The organism is uncultured Allobosea sp., assembly GCF_945957345.1.
GTDB lineage: Bacteria > Pseudomonadota > Alphaproteobacteria > Rhizobiales > Beijerinckiaceae > Allobosea.
In genome coordinates this window covers 45,967-62,478 of the sequence record NZ_CAMFKW010000002.1, presented here as the reverse complement: position 1 = coordinate 62,478, position 16,512 = coordinate 45,967, and the positions used below count along the sequence as shown (strand labels likewise).

General features: G+C 67.5%; 10 protein-coding genes and 1 pseudogene. 3 read left to right on the top strand and 8 right to left on the bottom strand.

Features of this window, described 5'->3' with window-relative positions; genetic code table 11:
- The first annotated feature begins 24 nt into the window (after positions 1–24).
- Positions 25–2,670: an aminopeptidase N gene (gene pepN / locus Q0Q36_RS01225; RefSeq protein ID WP_293794980.1), complete on the top strand. Its 2,646-nt coding sequence runs from the start codon at positions 25–27 to the stop codon at positions 2,668–2,670.
- Between the two features lie 225 nt (positions 2,671–2,895).
- Positions 2,896–5,190, top strand: coding sequence for a PAS domain-containing sensor histidine kinase (locus Q0Q36_RS01220; RefSeq protein ID WP_293794979.1), 2,295 nt, complete (start codon positions 2,896–2,898; stop codon positions 5,188–5,190).
- Between the two features lie 3 nt (positions 5,191–5,193).
- Here the strand turns inward: Q0Q36_RS01220 and Q0Q36_RS01215 are convergent, their stop codons facing one another.
- The 4 genes and pseudogenes from Q0Q36_RS01215 to Q0Q36_RS01200 form a co-directional block, all read right to left on the bottom strand.
- Entirely contained in the window at positions 5,194–8,148 is a 2,955-nt protein-coding gene (locus tag Q0Q36_RS01215) for a bifunctional [glutamine synthetase] adenylyltransferase/[glutamine synthetase]-adenylyl-L-tyrosine phosphorylase (RefSeq protein WP_293794977.1), read from the bottom strand.
- Between the two features lie 16 nt (positions 8,149–8,164).
- On the bottom strand, positions 8,165–9,667 hold the full coding sequence (locus Q0Q36_RS01210; protein WP_293794975.1) for a HAMP domain-containing sensor histidine kinase: 1,503 nt from the start codon (positions 9,665–9,667) through the stop codon (positions 8,165–8,167).
- Positions 9,651–10,334, bottom strand: a complete 684-nt coding sequence (locus tag Q0Q36_RS01205; RefSeq protein ID WP_293794974.1) for a response regulator transcription factor — start codon at positions 10,332–10,334, stop codon at positions 9,651–9,653. Before Q0Q36_RS01205 ends, Q0Q36_RS01210 begins: the two co-directional genes overlap by 17 nt.
- A gap of 182 nt (positions 10,335–10,516) precedes the next feature.
- A pseudogene (locus Q0Q36_RS01200) lies at positions 10,517–11,686 on the bottom strand (trypsin-like peptidase domain-containing protein); the annotation flags it as partial.
- A gap of 203 nt (positions 11,687–11,889) precedes the next feature.
- Between Q0Q36_RS01200 and Q0Q36_RS01195 the strand changes: the two are divergent.
- Positions 11,890–12,390, top strand: a complete 501-nt coding sequence (locus tag Q0Q36_RS01195) for a hypothetical protein (protein ID WP_293794973.1) — start codon at positions 11,890–11,892, stop codon at positions 12,388–12,390.
- On the opposite strand, the gene Q0Q36_RS01190 is transcribed toward Q0Q36_RS01195, so the two are convergent.
- From Q0Q36_RS01190 to ccmI, 4 genes are read right to left on the bottom strand one after another with little or no spacing between them, the layout of a single operon-like run.
- Complete coding sequence (locus Q0Q36_RS01190) at positions 12,380–12,856, bottom strand: cytochrome c-type biogenesis protein (protein ID WP_293794971.1); 477 nt, start codon at positions 12,854–12,856, stop codon at positions 12,380–12,382. The two genes, Q0Q36_RS01195 and Q0Q36_RS01190, sit on opposite strands and share 11 nt — an antisense overlap.
- A gap of 4 nt (positions 12,857–12,860) precedes the next feature.
- Complete coding sequence (locus Q0Q36_RS01185) at positions 12,861–14,837, bottom strand: heme lyase CcmF/NrfE family subunit (RefSeq protein WP_293794969.1); 1,977 nt, start codon at positions 14,835–14,837, stop codon at positions 12,861–12,863.
- Positions 14,838–14,844: 7 nt separating this feature from the next.
- Positions 14,845–15,360: a cytochrome c maturation protein CcmE gene (gene ccmE / locus Q0Q36_RS01180; protein ID WP_293794968.1), complete on the bottom strand. Its 516-nt coding sequence runs from the start codon at positions 15,358–15,360 to the stop codon at positions 14,845–14,847.
- Entirely contained in the window at positions 15,357–16,460 is a 1,104-nt protein-coding gene (gene ccmI, locus Q0Q36_RS01175) for a c-type cytochrome biogenesis protein CcmI (protein ID WP_293794966.1), read from the bottom strand. Before ccmI ends, ccmE begins: the two co-directional genes overlap by 4 nt.
- Positions 16,461–16,512 lie beyond the last annotated feature (52 nt).

Below are 16,512 nucleotides of genomic sequence, written 5' to 3'. Positions count from 1 at the left end.
CTGACCTTTGCCATCAGGGATTCCATGCGTACCGAAGACGCCCCGCTGATCCGCCTCGAGGATTACCGCCCCAGCGACTGGCTGATCGACACGGTCGATCTCGATGTCAGCCTGCATCCGCAGAAGACGCGGGTCCGCGCCCTGCTGGCGCTACGCCCCAATCCGGAGGGGCAGCCCGGCGCGCCGCTGAAGCTCGACGGCGACGAACTGGTGCTGAAATCGCTCGCCATCGACGGCAAGCCGCTCGACGCCGGCGCCTATACCGTAACGCCACAGGCGCTGACGTTCCCGAATCCGCCGCCGCACGATTTCACCCTGACGATCGAGACCGAACTCGACCCCTCCGCCAACACCAAGCTGATGGGGCTCTACCGTTCGTCGAAGGTCTATTGCACGCAATGCGAGGCGGACGGCTTCCGCCGCATCACCTATTTCCTCGACCGGCCGGACGTGATGAGCGTCTATACCGTCAGGCTCGAGGCCGCGAAGGCGGACGCGCCGGTGCTGCTCTCCAACGGCAACCTCGTCGCGGCCGCCGAACTGCCCGGCGGCGATCGGCATTTCGCCGTCTGGCACGATCCGCATCCCAAGCCGGCCTATCTCTTCGCGCTGGTCGGCGGCGCGCTCGACCATGTCCGGCAGGACTATCTCACCGCTGATGGCCACAAGGTTGAGCTCGCCGTCTATGTCGAGCCCGGCAAGGCCGACCGCGCCGGCTGGGCGCTGGATTCGCTGGTGCGTTGCATGCGCTGGGACGAGCAGGTCTTCGGCCGCAACTACGATCTCGACGTGTTCAATGTCGTCGCCGTGTCCGACTTCAACATGGGGGCGATGGAGAACAAGGGTCTCAACATCTTCAACGACAAATACGTTCTGGCCGATCCGCAAACCGCGACCGACGGCGACTACGCCTCGATCGAGGCGATCATCGCGCATGAGTATTTCCACAACTGGACCGGCAACCGCATCACCTGCCGCGACTGGTTCCAGCTCTGCCTGAAGGAAGGCCTCACCGTCTTCCGCGACCAGGAATTCTCCTCGGACGAGCGCTCGCGCCCGGTGAAGCGCATCGCCGATGTCCGCACGCTGCGCTCGACCCAGTTCTCGGAGGATGCCGGTCCCCTCGCCCATCCCGTCCGGCCGCGCGCCTATAAGGAAATCAACAACTTCTACACGCCGACCGTCTACGAGAAGGGCGCGGAAGTCATCCGCATGCTCAAGGTCCTGATCGGCGACGACGCCTTCAAGCGCGGCATGGACCTCTATTTCGAACGCTGCGACGGCACGGCGGCAACGATCGAGGAGTTCCTCGCCTGCTTCGCCGAAACCTCCGGCCAGAACCTCGACCATTTCGCCAGGTGGTACGAACAGGCGGGCACACCGACCATCGTTGCCTCCGGGCGCTATGATGCCGCGGCGAAGCGCTACACGCTCGACCTGGCGCAGAGCACGCCACCGACGCCCGGTCAGACGGAGAAGCACCCTGTCGTGCTGCCCATCAAGCTCGGCCTCGTCGGCGCGAAGGGCGACCTGCCGCTGAAGACGGCCTCGAACGCCTATGCAGGCGATGGGCTCGTCGTGCTCGACCAGCCGTCGCTGTCGGTGACCTTCGAGGATGTCGCGGAAGCGCCGATCCCCTCGCTGATGCGCGGCTTCTCGGCCCCGGCGCGGCTTGATCTCGACCTGTCCGACAGCGACCTGCTGCGGCTGTTCTCGGCCGACAGCGATTCCTTCAATCGCTGGCAATCTCTCCAGAGCGTCGCGACGCGCGTGCTCGTGGCCGCCGGCAAGCCCGGCGCCGATGCCAATGCGCTGACAGCGACGGCCAGCAAGCTCGGCGACGCGCTGCGAGGCTTCCTCACGGCCGATGCCCTGTCCGACCCGGCCTTCGCCGCACAGGTCCTGCGGCTGCCGGCGCCTGCCGACATCGCCCGCGAGATCGGCGGGGATGTCGATCCCGATGCGATCTTCGCCGCTCATCGCAAACTGTCGAGCGCGATCGGCAAGGCATTGCTCGGCGATCTGCCGGGCCTGCGCGGGGCTCTCGCGGCAAGCGGCGCCTATCGTCCCGATGCGGCCTCGGCCGGGCGGCGGGCGCTACGCAACGAACTGCTGGGGCTTGCGGCGCTTGCCGCTCCGGGAGACGCTGCCGATCTTTGCGAAGAGCAGTTCGCGGCCGGCGACAACCTGACCGACAGGCTTGCGGCGCTGGCAGCCATGACACTCATCCCCGGCGAACGCCGCGAGGCGCTGATCGCGCGCTTTGCCCAGACCTATGCAAGCGAGCCTCTGGTGCTCGACAAGTGGCTGATGGCCCAGGCGCTGATCGCCGAGCCCGGCACGCTGGAGCGGGTCAAGAAGCTGATGCAGCACCCGGCCTTCTCGCTCGGCAATCCCAACCGGGTGCGGGCGCTGATCGGTGGCTTCGCGGCGAACCTCACCCAGTTCAACCGGGCCGATGGCGCGGGCTACGAATTCGTCGCCGATATCGTCGTCGCGCTCGACAAGACCAACCCGCAGGTCGCCTCGCGCCTGCTCGGCTCATTCAAGAGCTGGCGCATGCTGGAACCCGGCCGCAAGCGCCTCGCGCAGGAGGCTTTGAGCACTGTCGCGCGCCTGCCGAACCTGTCGCGGGACGTCGCCGACATCGCCGAAAGAGCGCTCGCCTGAGCGCTCTCCGGAATGGTTAACGCCGACCTGTCCAAAAGATTAACGTTTCATTACCCGCGCAGGATTCATCGCGATAAGCACTACAACCTAAAGGAGAATTCGACACTCCTGACTCAACTCAGGGCTAGACAAACGGAGGCGCTCGGATTCAACTGACAGTGATTCGCGGGGATGCGGCACGTCTCCCGATCTTACTGACGGTAATGTTCCGAAGGGGGACCGGGCATGTCGCGTGCCAACGCGGGCTGCGCACCTGTGCGCGCCGATACGATTCTGGGTGTAGCGCGGTCGCTGACGCACCCGTTGTATCATCGGTTCGAAAGCTTCGAACCCGCCTTTCGCACCGTTATCCCCGCGTTTGTCGGGCTCTTCCTGATCCTGCTCGGCGCCGGCGCGCTGATGCAGTCCTCGGCTATGCGCGAGGATGCCCTCGCTGACGCGGCCGGCGACATGGACCTCGTCTCGGCGCTGGTCGCCCGCGAGCTCGATGCCGCGACGTTGGCAGGCCGCGAACCGGCGGCCGTCCTCGCCGCCCTGACCACCCGCCACCTTGCCGCGCATGGTCGCTTCGTCCATGTCAGCGGCGCCGATGGCCGCGTCATCGCCAGCGAGCCGGTGATCGGCCAGACCCAGCGCACGCTCGTCGACTTCCTGGGCCAGACACAGCCGCTCACCGTGTTCGGCGACCGCGCAGGCGTGATGCGCATCACCCTGCCGAACGGCGCCGATGTCTTCGCCAGCGTGCGCAATCTTGCCGCCCCGCTCGGGCAGGTCGCCGTGCTGCAGCCGATCTCGCAGGCGCTCTCCACCTGGCAGCTTCGCCGCTCCGGCCTGATCCTGCTGTTCGGCGCCGCCGGTCTCGTGCTCTGCGTCACCACGCTCGCCTTCATGTTCCAGTCGAAGCGGGCGAGCGCCGCCGACCAGGATTGCGACTGCGTGCGCGAGCGCATCGACACGGCCCTCAACCGCGGCCATTGCGGCCTATGGGACTGGGACCTCGCTCGCGGCCGGATCTACTGGTCGGACTCGATGTATGCGCTGCTCGGCTACGATCGCGCCGGCGAGTACATGTCGTTCGGCGAGGTTTCGAGCTTCATCAACCGGGAGGATGTCGACCTCTATGCGCTCGCCGACGCGGTCAGCCGCGGCGAGGCCGACCATCTCGACCGCGAGTTCCGCGTCCGCTCCGCCACCGGCGAGTGGATCTGGCTCAAGGCCCGCGCCGAGCTGGTGATCGACCGCCGCACCCGCTCGCGCCATCTCGTCGGCATCGTCGTCGACATCTCCGAGCAGCGCCGCATGGCCGAGCGCACCGCCACCGCCGATGCCCGCCTGCGCGACGCCGTCGAGGCGATCTCGGAAGCCTTCGTGCTGTGGGATGCCGACAATCGCCTCGTGCTCTGCAACGCCAAGTACCAGCAGCTTCATCAGCTCCCCGCCGAGGCCCTGCAATCCGGCGCCTCCTATGACGAGATCATGGAGCGCTCCGCCCAGCCGCAGATCGACCGCGAGCCGATGCGGGTCCAGCGCGGCACCTCCGGCGCCTCCTACGAGGCCCGCCTCTCCGATGGCCGCTGGCTGCAGATCAACGGCCGCCGCACCAAGGATGGCGGCTCGGTCTCGGTCGGCACCGACATCACCAAGCTCAAGCAGCAGGAAGAGCGGCTGACCCAGTCCGAGCACCAGCTCCTGATGCATGTCACCGATCTCAAGGCCTCGCGCCAGAAGCTCGAGGCCCAGGCCCAGCAGCTCGCCGAACTGGCCGAGCGCTACCTGGACCAGAAGGCCGTCGCCGAGAGCGCCAACCGCGCCAAGTCCGAGTTCCTCGCCAATATGAGCCATGAGCTGCGCACGCCGCTCAACGCCATCATCGGCTTCTCCGAGATCATGGAGAACGGCCTGTTCGGCCCGCTCGGCGAGAAGTACACCGACTATGTCCGCGACATCCGCACCAGCGGCGGCTACCTGCTCGGGATCATCGACGACATCCTCGACATGTCCCGCATCGAATCCGGCCGGATGCGGCTGGAAAAGGCCGAAATCGCACTCGGTCCGGTGCTCGACCAGGCGTTGCAAAAAGTCCAGCCGGAAGTGGAGCGCAAGCAGCTCGTGCTCGCCATCGAAGGCCCGCTCGACACCCATATCGAGGCCGATCCGCACGCGCTCTACCAAATCCTCGGCAATCTCCTGGACAACGCCGCCAAGTTCACCCCGGAAGGCGGGCGGATCGCGGTCCGCACCCGCCATGTTCCCGGCGCGCTCAACATCTTCATCGAGGATACCGGCATCGGCATCCCCAAGGAGAAGCTCGACCGCGTCGGCCGGCCGTTCGAGCAGGTCGAGGGCGATCTGGTGCGCAGCTACAAGGGCTCGGGGCTCGGTCTCGCCATCGCCCGCTCGCTCACCGAGCTGCATGGCGGCTCGCTTCGGCTCCGCTCGGCGATGGGCGCCGGCACCATCGTCATGGTCCACCTGCCGCTCGACGGCGGCGCCAGCCGCGTCACCGCGCAGGCGGCGTGAGGCTCAACCAGCCTTCGCCTTCGCCAGGATGCGGGTGAAGATCGCCCGTACGCCGGAGCGGACCTCGTCCAGCTCCGCCTTCAGAACCTTCGCATCGGGCCGGCCGACCGCGGTCGCGATCCGGCGCAGTACCCGGGGCGGCACGGCCTTGGGATCGAAAGCCTCTTCCACGGTGAAGCGTTGCCAGAGCTGGACGTCGCCAATCAGGCGATGCGCCTCCAGCAAGGCCGAGGCATCCCCTTGCGACAACAATCCTGCAGCCTTTGCCGCCGTGAAGACGGAGGCCGTGTCGTTGACGATCAGGCCGGGATGCTCGCTGGCGTAGGCCAGCAACAGGAACTGGGCGAGAAAATCGAGATCGGTGATGCCGCCGGCCGCGAGCTTCAGGTCCCAGGGGTCCTTCTCGCCCTTCTCCTTGGCGATCAGCGCGCGCATCTCGGCGACGGCCGCCGCGACCTTGGCCGGCTCGCGTTTGCGCGCGAGGATCGCGCGGATCGAGGCTTCCGCCCGCTTCGCCAACTCGGCATCGCCGGCGACGACGCGCGCGCGGGTCAGCGCCATCTCCTCCCAGATCTCGGCCTCGCCCTGATGATAGGCCTCGAAGCCGGCGAACTGGGTCGCGGCCGGGCTCTTGTTGCCGGTCGGGCGCAGGCGCATGTCGACCTGATAAAGTGTGCCGCGTCGTGTCGGCACGGTCAGCGCCGCGACGAGACGCTGGGTGAAGCGGACATGCCAGGTGACGGGATCGAGGCTCTTGGCGCCGTCACTCGGGCCGGCGTCCTCCGGCCGGTCGTAAAGCAGGATCAGGTCGAGATCGGATGAGGGCGTGAGCTCGCCCGCGCCGAGCCGGCCGAGGCCGAGCACGACAGTCTGCGCCCCTTCGATCACGCCATGGTCTTCCGTGAAGGAGCGGCGCGTGTCGGCGAAAGCGACGCGCAGGCAAGCCTCGGCCACCGCACAATAGGCCTGTCCCGCCCCTTGCGCCGGATAGACGCCGGAGAGCAGCCGCGCCCCGACCAGGAAATTCTCCTGCCGGGCCGCGTCGCGCAGGCGGTCGAGCCCGTCCTCGACGCTCGGCGGCGGCGAGCCGACATAGTTGCGGATGCGGCGCTCCAGCGCCGCGACATCGAGCACCGCCTGCCCGAAGGCGGGATCGATGACGCCGTCGAGCACATGCGGATGCAGGGCCGCGACCTTGGCAAGGCGCGGCGCGCTGCCGAGGATTTCGGCGAAGAGCGTCAGCAGCGAGTCATGCGAGCGCAGCAGCGTCAGCAGTTCGACCGCCGCCGGCATGCGGACGAAGGCATTGTCGAGATGGGCAAGCGCGCCATCGGGATCGGCGGTGCGGCCGAGCGCGACGAGCAAGGCCGGAGTCAGCTCCGTCAGCACCTCGCGGGCGCGGGCGCTGGTGACGGCGGGCCGGCGGCCGAAATGCCAGCCGCGCACGGTCTCCGCCGCGGTCGTCCCATCGCGGAAGCCGAGCTTGCCCAGCGTCTCGATCGTCTCGGGATCGGCCTCGGAGCCCGTGAAGCTCAACGTGCCCGCCTCGGAGGCGAGGCTCGGCCCCTCCTCGAACAGAAGGGCGTAATGCCCTTCGACACGCTTCGCATGCGCCGTCAGCGCCTTGCCGAAGGCGGCTGTCGAGGGATAGCCGCAGAAGCGGGCGAAGGCTTCGAGATCGCCCGCCGTTTTGGGCAGGGTCTGCGTCTGCTCGTCGGCCTGCATCTGCAGGCGGTGCTCGATGGTGCGCAGCCAACGATAGGATTCGGAGAGCTCGTCGCGCGCCTGCGACGTGATCCAGCCTTCCGTCGTCAATTCGCCGAGCATGTCCAGCGTGCGCGGGCCGCGCAGGGCCGGACGGCGACCGCCGAAGACCAGCTGCTGTGTCTGGACGAAGAACTCGATCTCGCGGATGCCGCCACGGCCAAGCTTCACGTTATGACCGGCCACCGCAATGGTCTCGTGGCCCTTCACGGTCTGGATCTGGCGCTTCATCGCGTGGATGTCGGCGATGGTGGCGAAGTCGAAATACTTGCGCCAGATGAAGGGCGCGAGATCCCCAAGGAAGCGCCGGCCGACCTCGATATCGCCTGCGATCGGCCGCGCCTTGATCATGGCGGCGCGTTCCCAGTTCTGGCCGACCGTCTCGTAATAAGAATAGGCCGAGGGCAGCGAGACCGCGACATGGGTCGAGGCCGGGTCCGGCCGCAGCCGCAGATCGACGCGGAAGACGTAGCCATCCGGCGTACGCTCCTGGATGATCCGCGCGATCTGTTGGGTCAGCTTGACGAAGAAGCTCGTGGGCTCACCGACGCCAGCCGCCTCCGCCGCTTCGGGATCGAAGAAGACGACGATGTCGATATCGGAAGAATAGTTCAACTCGCTCGCGCCATGCTTGCCGAGCGCCAGCACGACGAGGCCGGAACCGAGGCCCGGATCGGCGGGATCGAGGAGATTGATCCGGCCGAGATCGGCGGCCTGACGCAGGACATGGTTGGTGGCGAGGCGCGTTGCCATATCGGCGGTCGCGGTCAGCGCGCCGGTCACGGTCTCGACATCCCAGGCACCGCCGATATCGGCAAGCGCGATCAGAAGCGCCATCGAGCGGCGGAAGCGGCGCAGCTCCCGCATCAGGTCGGCAGTTTCACAACCTGTTCCGGCAAAAGCCGCGATGCCGGCGAGCAGGGCGTCGCGACGAGCCTCCGGCGCTTCTGTCAGGGCGGCGAGCAACCCGACGGGATCGAAGCGCATGATCTGCGTCAGGAAGGGGGAATGGGCGAGGATGCCGGCCACGAGCGCAGCGCTCAGCGGATGCTCCGCCAGATGCGCCTTGAGCGCCGCAGCCGCTTCCTCGTCATGGAGGCGCTCGATCAGCTCGCGCTTCAGCAGCGCCTCGGCCTTGGCCTTCGCCGGCAGAACCGGCGCCGCCGAGAGCCTGTCACAGAGCCGTTCCGCCATCGTTCTTCGTCCTGCCTCAGTGGCTGGGCAGGCCAGCAGGGTTTGGCGCCGCTGTCGAGGCGGCAGGCTCGGCGAGGGCCGGCGTGTCCACAGGCTTGGGGCTATTGGCCGGCAGGAGGATGACGACGCGCAGGCCCGGCGCATTGTCCTCCAGCCTGAGCTGGCCGCCATGCAGACGCACCACGCCAGCCACCAAAGACAGGCCGAGACCGAAGCCCGGCTTGCTGCGGCTGGTGTCGAGCCTGACGAAACGGTCGAGCACGCGCCCGCGATCTGTCTCCGGGATGCCGGGGCCGTGATCGGCGACGGAAAGCTCGACCTGATCGCCGACCTGCCGGGCGGCAACGATCACCGCGCCATCGCCACCCCGCTCCGGGGCACCGTATTTCAGGGCATTGTCGATCAGGTTGTTGAGCGCCTGCCCGATCAGTTCGCGATTGCCTGGGATTTTCAGGCCAGGAGCGACCTCGCAGGTCAGCGAAAGTCCGGCCTCCTCGGCCAGCGGCTCGTAGAGCTCGGCAAGGCCGGAGACGATCTCGGAGATGTCGAGTTCGCTCATGTTCTCGCTGATGCGGCCGGCCTCCAGCCGCGCGATCATCAGGAGCGCATTGAAGACGCGGATCAGGTTGTCCGCCTCCTCGATCGCGCCGTCGAGCGCGCCCCTCAGCTCATCCGGCGACTGTGCGGTGCGCAGAGCCTCCTCGGCGCGATTGCGCAGGCGGGTCAGCGGTGTCTTGAGATCATGGGCGATGTTGTCGGTGACCTGCTGCATGCCGGCCATCAATTCTCCGATGCGGTCGAGCATCGCGTTGAGATTGAGCGCGAGCCGGTCGAGTTCGTCGCCGGTGCCGGTGATGGCGAGCCGACCCTTGAGGTCGCCCTCCATGATGCCATGCGCGGTATCGCTCATGCCGTCGATGCGCTTCAGCACGCGCCGCGCCACGAACCAGCTGGCGAAACAGCCAAGGATGAAGATCAGGGCCAGCGACCAGCCGATCGCCCGGCGGATCACCGCACCGAGCCGGTCGCGCTCCTCGAGATCCCGCCCGACCAGCAGACGGAAACCGGCCGGCAACACGAAAACGCGGACGATGGCGCGACTCGGCGTATCGATGCCTTCGGCCGTGCGCGAATATTCGATCTCGCTCTCGCCGGGCTTGTCGAGCGTGCCCGGCGGAATCGCCTCGACATTGCCGGCGACGCGCTCGCCGACCGGCGTCGTCACGAGATAGAGCGAAGCGCCCGGCCCCCGCGAGCGACGCTCGACGATATTGACCAACCGGCGGATGCCGCCCTGGCGCGCCTGCTCGGCGAGCCCTTGAATTTCGGCGTCGATGGTCGAGCGGATCTGGTCGGTCAGCAGGCGCTGCGCGTTCCAGGCGACATAGCCGAGCACGAAGGCGGCGAAGAGCGCGAAGATGACGAGATAGGCCGCCGTCAGCTTGAAGGCCGTCGTGCGGAATAGCGTCGGCAGGAAGCGCTGGCGCGGCGGCGGGGAGACGTCAGCACGCGTTGTCACGGACCATGTATCCGGCGCCGCGGATGGTGTGGATCATCGGCGGCTCGAAGCCCTTGTCGACCTTGGCGCGCAGGCGGCTGACATGCACGTCGATGACATTGGTCTGGGGGTCGAAGTGATAATCCCAGACGTTCTCCAGCAGCATGGTGCGGGTCACGACCTGTCCGGCATGCTTCATCAGATATTCGAGCAGGCGGAACTCCCGCGGCTGCAGCACGACCTCCTGCCCCTCGCGGGTGACGCGATGAGCCAGCCGATCGAGCACCAGCTCGCCGACGCGATAGGTGGTGGGCTCCGAAGCCGGAGCGCCACGGCGGCGCGCCAGCACCTCGACGCGGGCGAGCAGCTCGGAGAAGGCATAGGGCTTGGGCAGGTAATCGTCGCCGCCGGCGCGCAGGCCTTTCACCCGGTCATCGACCTGGGCGAGCGCGGACAGGATCAAGGCCGGTGTCTCGTCCTTCTGCTCGCGCAGCGAGCGTATCAGCGACAGCCCGTCCAGGCGGGGCAGCATGCGGTCGACGACCAGCACGTCATAACCGCCGCCCTCGGCCATGGCATAGCCTTCCAGCCCGTCCGCGGCGTGGTCGGCGACATGGCCGACCTCGCGGAGCGCCTTGGTCAGATAGGCCGCAGCCTCGGCATCATCTTCAACAATGAGGAGTCGCATTGGCGAACCCTATCTCAATAAACGCAAAAACGGCAGGCCGGAGGATACACATCCGGCCTGCCGCCGCGACGGCAAGATCCCTGGGCTGGGGCGACAGGAAACCGAGGGACCCTGCTTCAGCATCGGACCGGAAAGCGAAACCCGCTTTCCGGGGAAGCCCGATGCAATCCCGATCAAGCGGCCGGCTGGCGGCCGACCTCGAAGGTCACGTCACGCGACTTGCCTTCGCGGAAGACGGTGATCGTGGTCTTGGTACCCGGCGCGAAGGTCGCGATCTTGCGCGAGAGCTCGCGGGCGTCCTTGATCGCCTCGCCGTTGACGGCGGTGATGGTGTCGCCGCGGCGGATGCCGGCCTTGGCGGCCGGGCCATTGCCCTGCGCCTCGGCGACCAGCGCGCCCTTGGCTTCCTTCAGGCCGATGGCATCGGCCATCTCACCGGTGACCGGCTGGATCTGCACGCCGATGAAGCCGCGCGCCACCGTGCCATCCTTCTTCAGCGACTCGACCACTTGCTTGACGGTGGAAGCGGGGATCGCGAAGGCGATGCCGACATTGCCGCCCGACGGCGAGTAGATCGCAGTGTTGACGCCGACGACTTCGCCATTCTGGTTGAAGGTCGGGCCACCCGAATTGCCGCGGTTGATCGGCGCATCGATCTGGATGAAGTCGTCATAGGGGCCGGAGCCGATATCGCGTCCCTGCGCCGAGACGATGCCGGCCGTAACCGTGCCACCCAGACCGAAGGGATTGCCGATCGCGAGCACCCAGTCACCGATGCGCGCCTTGGCATCTGCGAGCTGGACGTAGGGGTAATTGCCGGCGTCCTTGACCTTGAGCAGGGCGAGATCGGTACGCGGGTCGGTGCCGACGACCTTGGCGTCGAGCGTCTTGCCGGCGTCGGTCACGAGCTGGACCTCGACCGCATGCTCGACGACGTGGTTATTGGTCACGACATAGCCGTCCTGGCTGACGAAGAAGCCCGAGCCCTGGGCCATGCCGATCTGCGGCTTCGGCTTGCTCTGGCGGCCACCGTCCTCGCCGCCGAAATCACGGAAGAAGCGGCGCAGTTCCGGCGGCAGATCGTCCAGGCTCTGGCCGTCCTTGTCGGCGGCGACCTGCGTCTTGACGCGGACCGAGACGACGGCGGGCTTCACCTTGTCGACGAGGTCGGCGAAGGAAGGCAGCGAGGTCTGGGCGCCCGAGAGCTGGATGGGCTGGGCGAAGGCGCTGTGGTTCTGCATCAGGGCGCTGTCGGCGATGCCGGCGGCGAGGCCGATGCCCAGAATGGCGGTGCCGGCGAGAAGGGCGCCGCGCTTCAGGATGGATTTGCGATTTTCAGATTGTGTCGTCATGGCGGAACCTCGTGGAGCGACAGGGTGCTTTGCCCTGCTCGTGAGGAGGACCATGACCTTTGCCGCCTTACGCGGCTTTGGCCTGAAGATGACGGTTTCGTAAGGTTCGACCTAAGGCCAATCCTGCACGCCTTGACGACGAACGGCCTGTCTGTGCCCCTACGTCAGAGCTGGGGACGATGCCGATGCGCTTGATCTGGGGAATGTCGTTTGTCGCAGCCTGCCTGAGCGGGCCGGCCGTGGCCCAGCAAGGCTCTGCCTATAGCGCGGGGCTTCGGGTTGCCCAGTCGCGGGGATACGACAATGCCGCGTGCTATGCGCGCGTCTTCGCGAAACATGCCATCGTCATCGAGAAATCCGGTGGCAGGCGCGGCTGGTATGCCCCTTCGACGCCCGCCTACAATGCGGAGCAACGCTCCCGTTGCGGAATCGATCGGCTGGAGGATATCGCGGCACGGCGCGAGGCTCAGCGCTTCGCCGTGCCGGGCGCGCCCCGCCCACGGGGCGGCCTGCATGGCGCGGGCATGCGGGTGGCAGCCCAGCGCGGCTACAGCGGCCGAGAGGCGACCTGCTTCGCACGGGTCTATGCCGTCTATGCCTCGCCGCAGCCCGCCCCCCGCGGCATGGTGAAATATGCGATCCCCGACGCATCGCTGCACACCTACTCGCAGGAATTGTTCCAGCGCTGCGGGATCAGCCGCTAGACTTGTCTTCCGGCCCGAGAAGTGCGGCGAGCCTCGCCTTCTCCTCGGCCGACAGCGCATTCGGCGCGGCCGTTTCGACCATGCGCTGGCGCGCACGCCGCCAGAGAAAAGCGACCGCAAGCAGAAGAATGACGAAGGGCGCGCCCCAGAGCAGCAGCGTATGCGCGTTGAAGGGCGGGCGCAGCAGCACGAAATCGCCGTAGCGGGCGACGACGAAATCGACCACGGCCTTGTCGTCGTCGCCAGCGACGAGGCGCTCCCGGACGAGAAGGCGCAGATCGCGGGCGAGCGGCGCATCCGAATCGTCGATCGACTGGTTCTGGCAGACGAGGCAGCGCAATCCGCCTGAGATCGCGCGCGCGCGCTGCTCCAGCGCCGGGTTGGGCAGGATCTCGTCGGGCTGCACGGCATGGGCAGCGGGCACCGCGAGCAGCATCAGGCCGAGGATGAGTGCGATCCGCCGCATCGGCCTATTCCGCCGGCTGCGCGGCCGCGACCGGCGCGGCACGCTTCGGCGCCGCCAGCCGGAAGCGCCGATCGGTCAGCGAGAGCCCGCCGCCAAACGCCATGACGAGCGAGCCGATCCAGATCAGCAGGATCAAAGGCTTGTCGTAGAGGCGCACCGCAACGCCGCCATCCTGCGCCTCGCCGAGGCTGACATAGGCCTGGCTCAGGCCGTCCGTGCGGATGCCGGCTTCCGTCGTCGGCATCGCGCGGGCCGTGTAGACGCGCTTGGAGGCTTCGACCAGGGTGAGCTCGCGGTCTCCGGAGAAGAGCTGGAAGCGGGCGACCTCGGCCCGGAAATTCGGCCCGGTGCGCGGCGACATCCCTTCAAGGACGATGGTGTAGCGCCCGCTGGTCAGGCGCTCGCCCGGTTTCAGGACGGCGATGGCCTCGCTGCTCCAGGCCTGGGCTGCGATGCCGATGATGCTGAGGCCGATGCCGGCATGGGCCAAAGCCGTGCCCCAGGCAGAACGCGGCAGGCCTCGTGCCCGCGACAGCATCGCCCGCCAGCCACTGGCGCGCGTCACGATGCGCTCGCCGAGATCGAAGCCGGCACCGAGAACGAGGAAGACACCGAGACCGACAGCGAGCGGCGCCATGACCGGCCCGCCGCGCATGAAGAACAGCAATGCCAACGCCGCCAGCACCGCGAGCCCGAAGGCCATGGCGTTGCGCTGCGCCGCGCCGAGCAGGTCGCCGCGTTTCCAGGCGAGCGACTGGCCGATCGGCAGCAGCAGCAGCAGCGGCACCATCACTGGCACGAAGGTCGCGTTGTAGAAGGGCGCGCCGACCGAAATCTTGTCGCCGGTCAGCATCTCCAGCAGCAACGGATAGAGCGTTCCGACGAAGACCGTGGCGCAGGCCGTCGCCAGGAAGACGTTGTTGACGACGAGCGCGCTCTCTCGCGACACCGGCGCGAACAACCCGCCCTGCCGCAGCAGGGGAGCGCGCCAGGCGAAGAGCGCGAGCGAACCGCCGACGAAGAAGATCAGGATGAAGAGGATGAAGAGGCCGCGTGCCGGGTCGGTGGCGAAGGAATGCACCGAGGTCAGCACGCCCGAGCGGACGATGAAGGTGCCGAGCAGCGAGAGCGAGAAGGTCAGGATCGCGAGCAGGATCGTCCAGACCTTGAGCGCGTCGCGCTTCTCCATCACCACCGTCGAGTGGATCAGGGCCGTGCCCGCGAGCCAGGGCATGAAGGAGGCGTTCTCGACCGGATCCCAGAACCACCAACCGCCCCAGCCGAGCTCGTAATAGGCCCAGTAGGACCCCATCGCGATACCGAGCGTCAGGAAGGTCCAGGCCAGCAGCGTCCAGGGCCGCACCGCGCGCGCCCACATCGCGTCGATGCGCCCATCGATCAAGGCGGCGACGGCAAAGGCATAGGTGATCGAGAAGCCGACATAGCCGATATAAAGCAGCGGCGGATGGATCGCGAGCCCGAGGTCCTGCAGGATCGGGTTGAGATCCTGCCCCTCGGCCGGCACGGGGGCAAGCCGCTGGAACGGGTTCGACGTCAGCAGGGTGAAAGCGAGGAAGGCGACCGCAACAAGCCCCTGCGCGGCGAGCGCGCCGGCCCTCAGGCGTGGCGGCAGCGAGTGTCGCGAAAGCGCGACCAACGCCCCGAACAGCGTCAGGATCAGCACCCAGAGCAGCATCGAGCCTTCGTGGTTGCCCCAGACGGAGGTGAACTTGTAGATCAGCGGCTGCGCCGAATGGGAATTCGCCACAACGTTCGCGACCGAGAAATCGGAGCGAACATAGGACGCAACCAGAGCTGCGAAGGACAAGGCGACCAGCCCGAATGAAACCAGCGCGGCGCTGCTGCCGACCGAGGCCAGCGTCCGGTCCTGCCGGAACACGCCCCAGAACGGCACCACCGCCTGAATCACGGAAACGCCGAGCGCGAGCGCCAGTGCGTAATGGCCGATCTCGACGATCATATCAGGCTCACGGCTTTGCCGGCGTGGTTGCGGGCGCGCCGGCACTGCCAGGCTGCCAATGCCCCTGCTTCTTCAAGGTATCGGCGACCTCGCGCGGCATATAGGTCTCGTCATGCTTCGCCAGCACCGAATCCGCCTTGAAGCGCCCGGCGCCCTCGAAGATGCCTTCGGTCACGACGCCCTGCCCTTCCCGGAAGAGATCGGGCAGCAGGCCGTCATAGCCGACCTTGATCGAGCTCTTGCCATCGGTGACGGCGAAGGTGACGCGCTGGCCGCCATTGCGCTGGACCGAGCCGGTTTCGACCAGGCCGCCAAGGCGCATGCGCGTGCCGGGCTGCACGCCCTTCTCGGTGATCTCGGTCGGGCCGTAGAAGAACACGATGGTGTCGCGCATCGCGAAGAGGACGAGGCCTGCCGCCAGGCACAGCACCGCGCCAGCCGCCGCGATCAGGGTCAGCCTGCGCTGCTTGCGGGTGAAGCGGCGCTTTGCCGGGAGCGGCCGCGTTGGCTGGGCAATCGTCATGGCGCGGCCTCCTTCAAGGCCAATTCATCGGCGAGCGCTTCGATCGCCGCAAGCGCATCCTTGTCCCCGGCCAGCCGCTCGCGCGCGGTCTTCATCGCCTGCAGCGCCGCGGGCTTGTCGCCCAGGACAACGCGGGCACGGATCAAACGGCTCCATTCGGGCAAGGTACCACCGCCAGCGCTCAAACGTTCGGCAAGGCCATCGACCATCCCCTTGATCGCCACCTGACGTTCGGCTTCGGGAAGCGCTGCCACCGCCTTGCGGCCGGCATCGGCCTGCATGCGCTCCAGCCGGGCGCGGACGGCACCGGCCCAGTCGGCACCTGCGGGCGCCTCGGCCAGAAGCTGGGTCAGCGCGGCCTGCGCGCCTTCACCATCGCCGTCCTGCTCCTTGGCGAGCGCGAGATAATAGCGGGCGCGCGGACTTTTCGGGTCGAGCTTGACGGATTCGGCCAAGGCCTCGCGCGCAGCGGCCGTCACGACCCCCCCAGCTTCCATGATGCGGGCCTCGCCCAGCCCGGCATAGAGTTCCGGATCAGGCTTGCCGGAGCGGACAGCGGCAGCGAAGGCTTTCGCGGCCTCATCATAGCGGCCTTGGCGCAAATAGATCGGCGCGAGCAGCGACCAGCCCTTGGCATCACCGGGATTGGCAGCGAGATGCGCTTCCATACGCGCGAGCACGAGAGCGAAATCCTGCTGCGGACCTGCCCTCTCCAATCGCGCGGCCAGCGGCTGATCGGGCTGGCCGGGAGAGCCGTAGAGCCCGTAGATCAGCAAAGCCAGAAGCGGAACGACCGAGAGCATCAAGGCCGAGCTCGCCCTTCGACGACGCAACGAGGGCTCGGTTTCACCGGCCGGGCCGGTGTCATCGCCGGCGGCGCGCAGAAGGCGCCGCGCCGCCTCGGTGCGGGCGGCCTGCGCCTCCTCATCGCCGATCAGCTTGCGCGCAAGATCGCGGTCTATCTCCTTGAGCTGGGAGCGATAGAGGCTGCGGGCATCGGCCACGTCGGCGAAGCCCTGCGCCCGGCCATGGCTCAGCGGCCAGAGCAAGGCGAAGACCGCCGCTCCCGTCATGGCTGCAAAGATGGCCCAGATCATCATGCGGCGTTCTTAGCCAATCATCCGCTCAGGTTCATGGTGACAAAGGGTCACG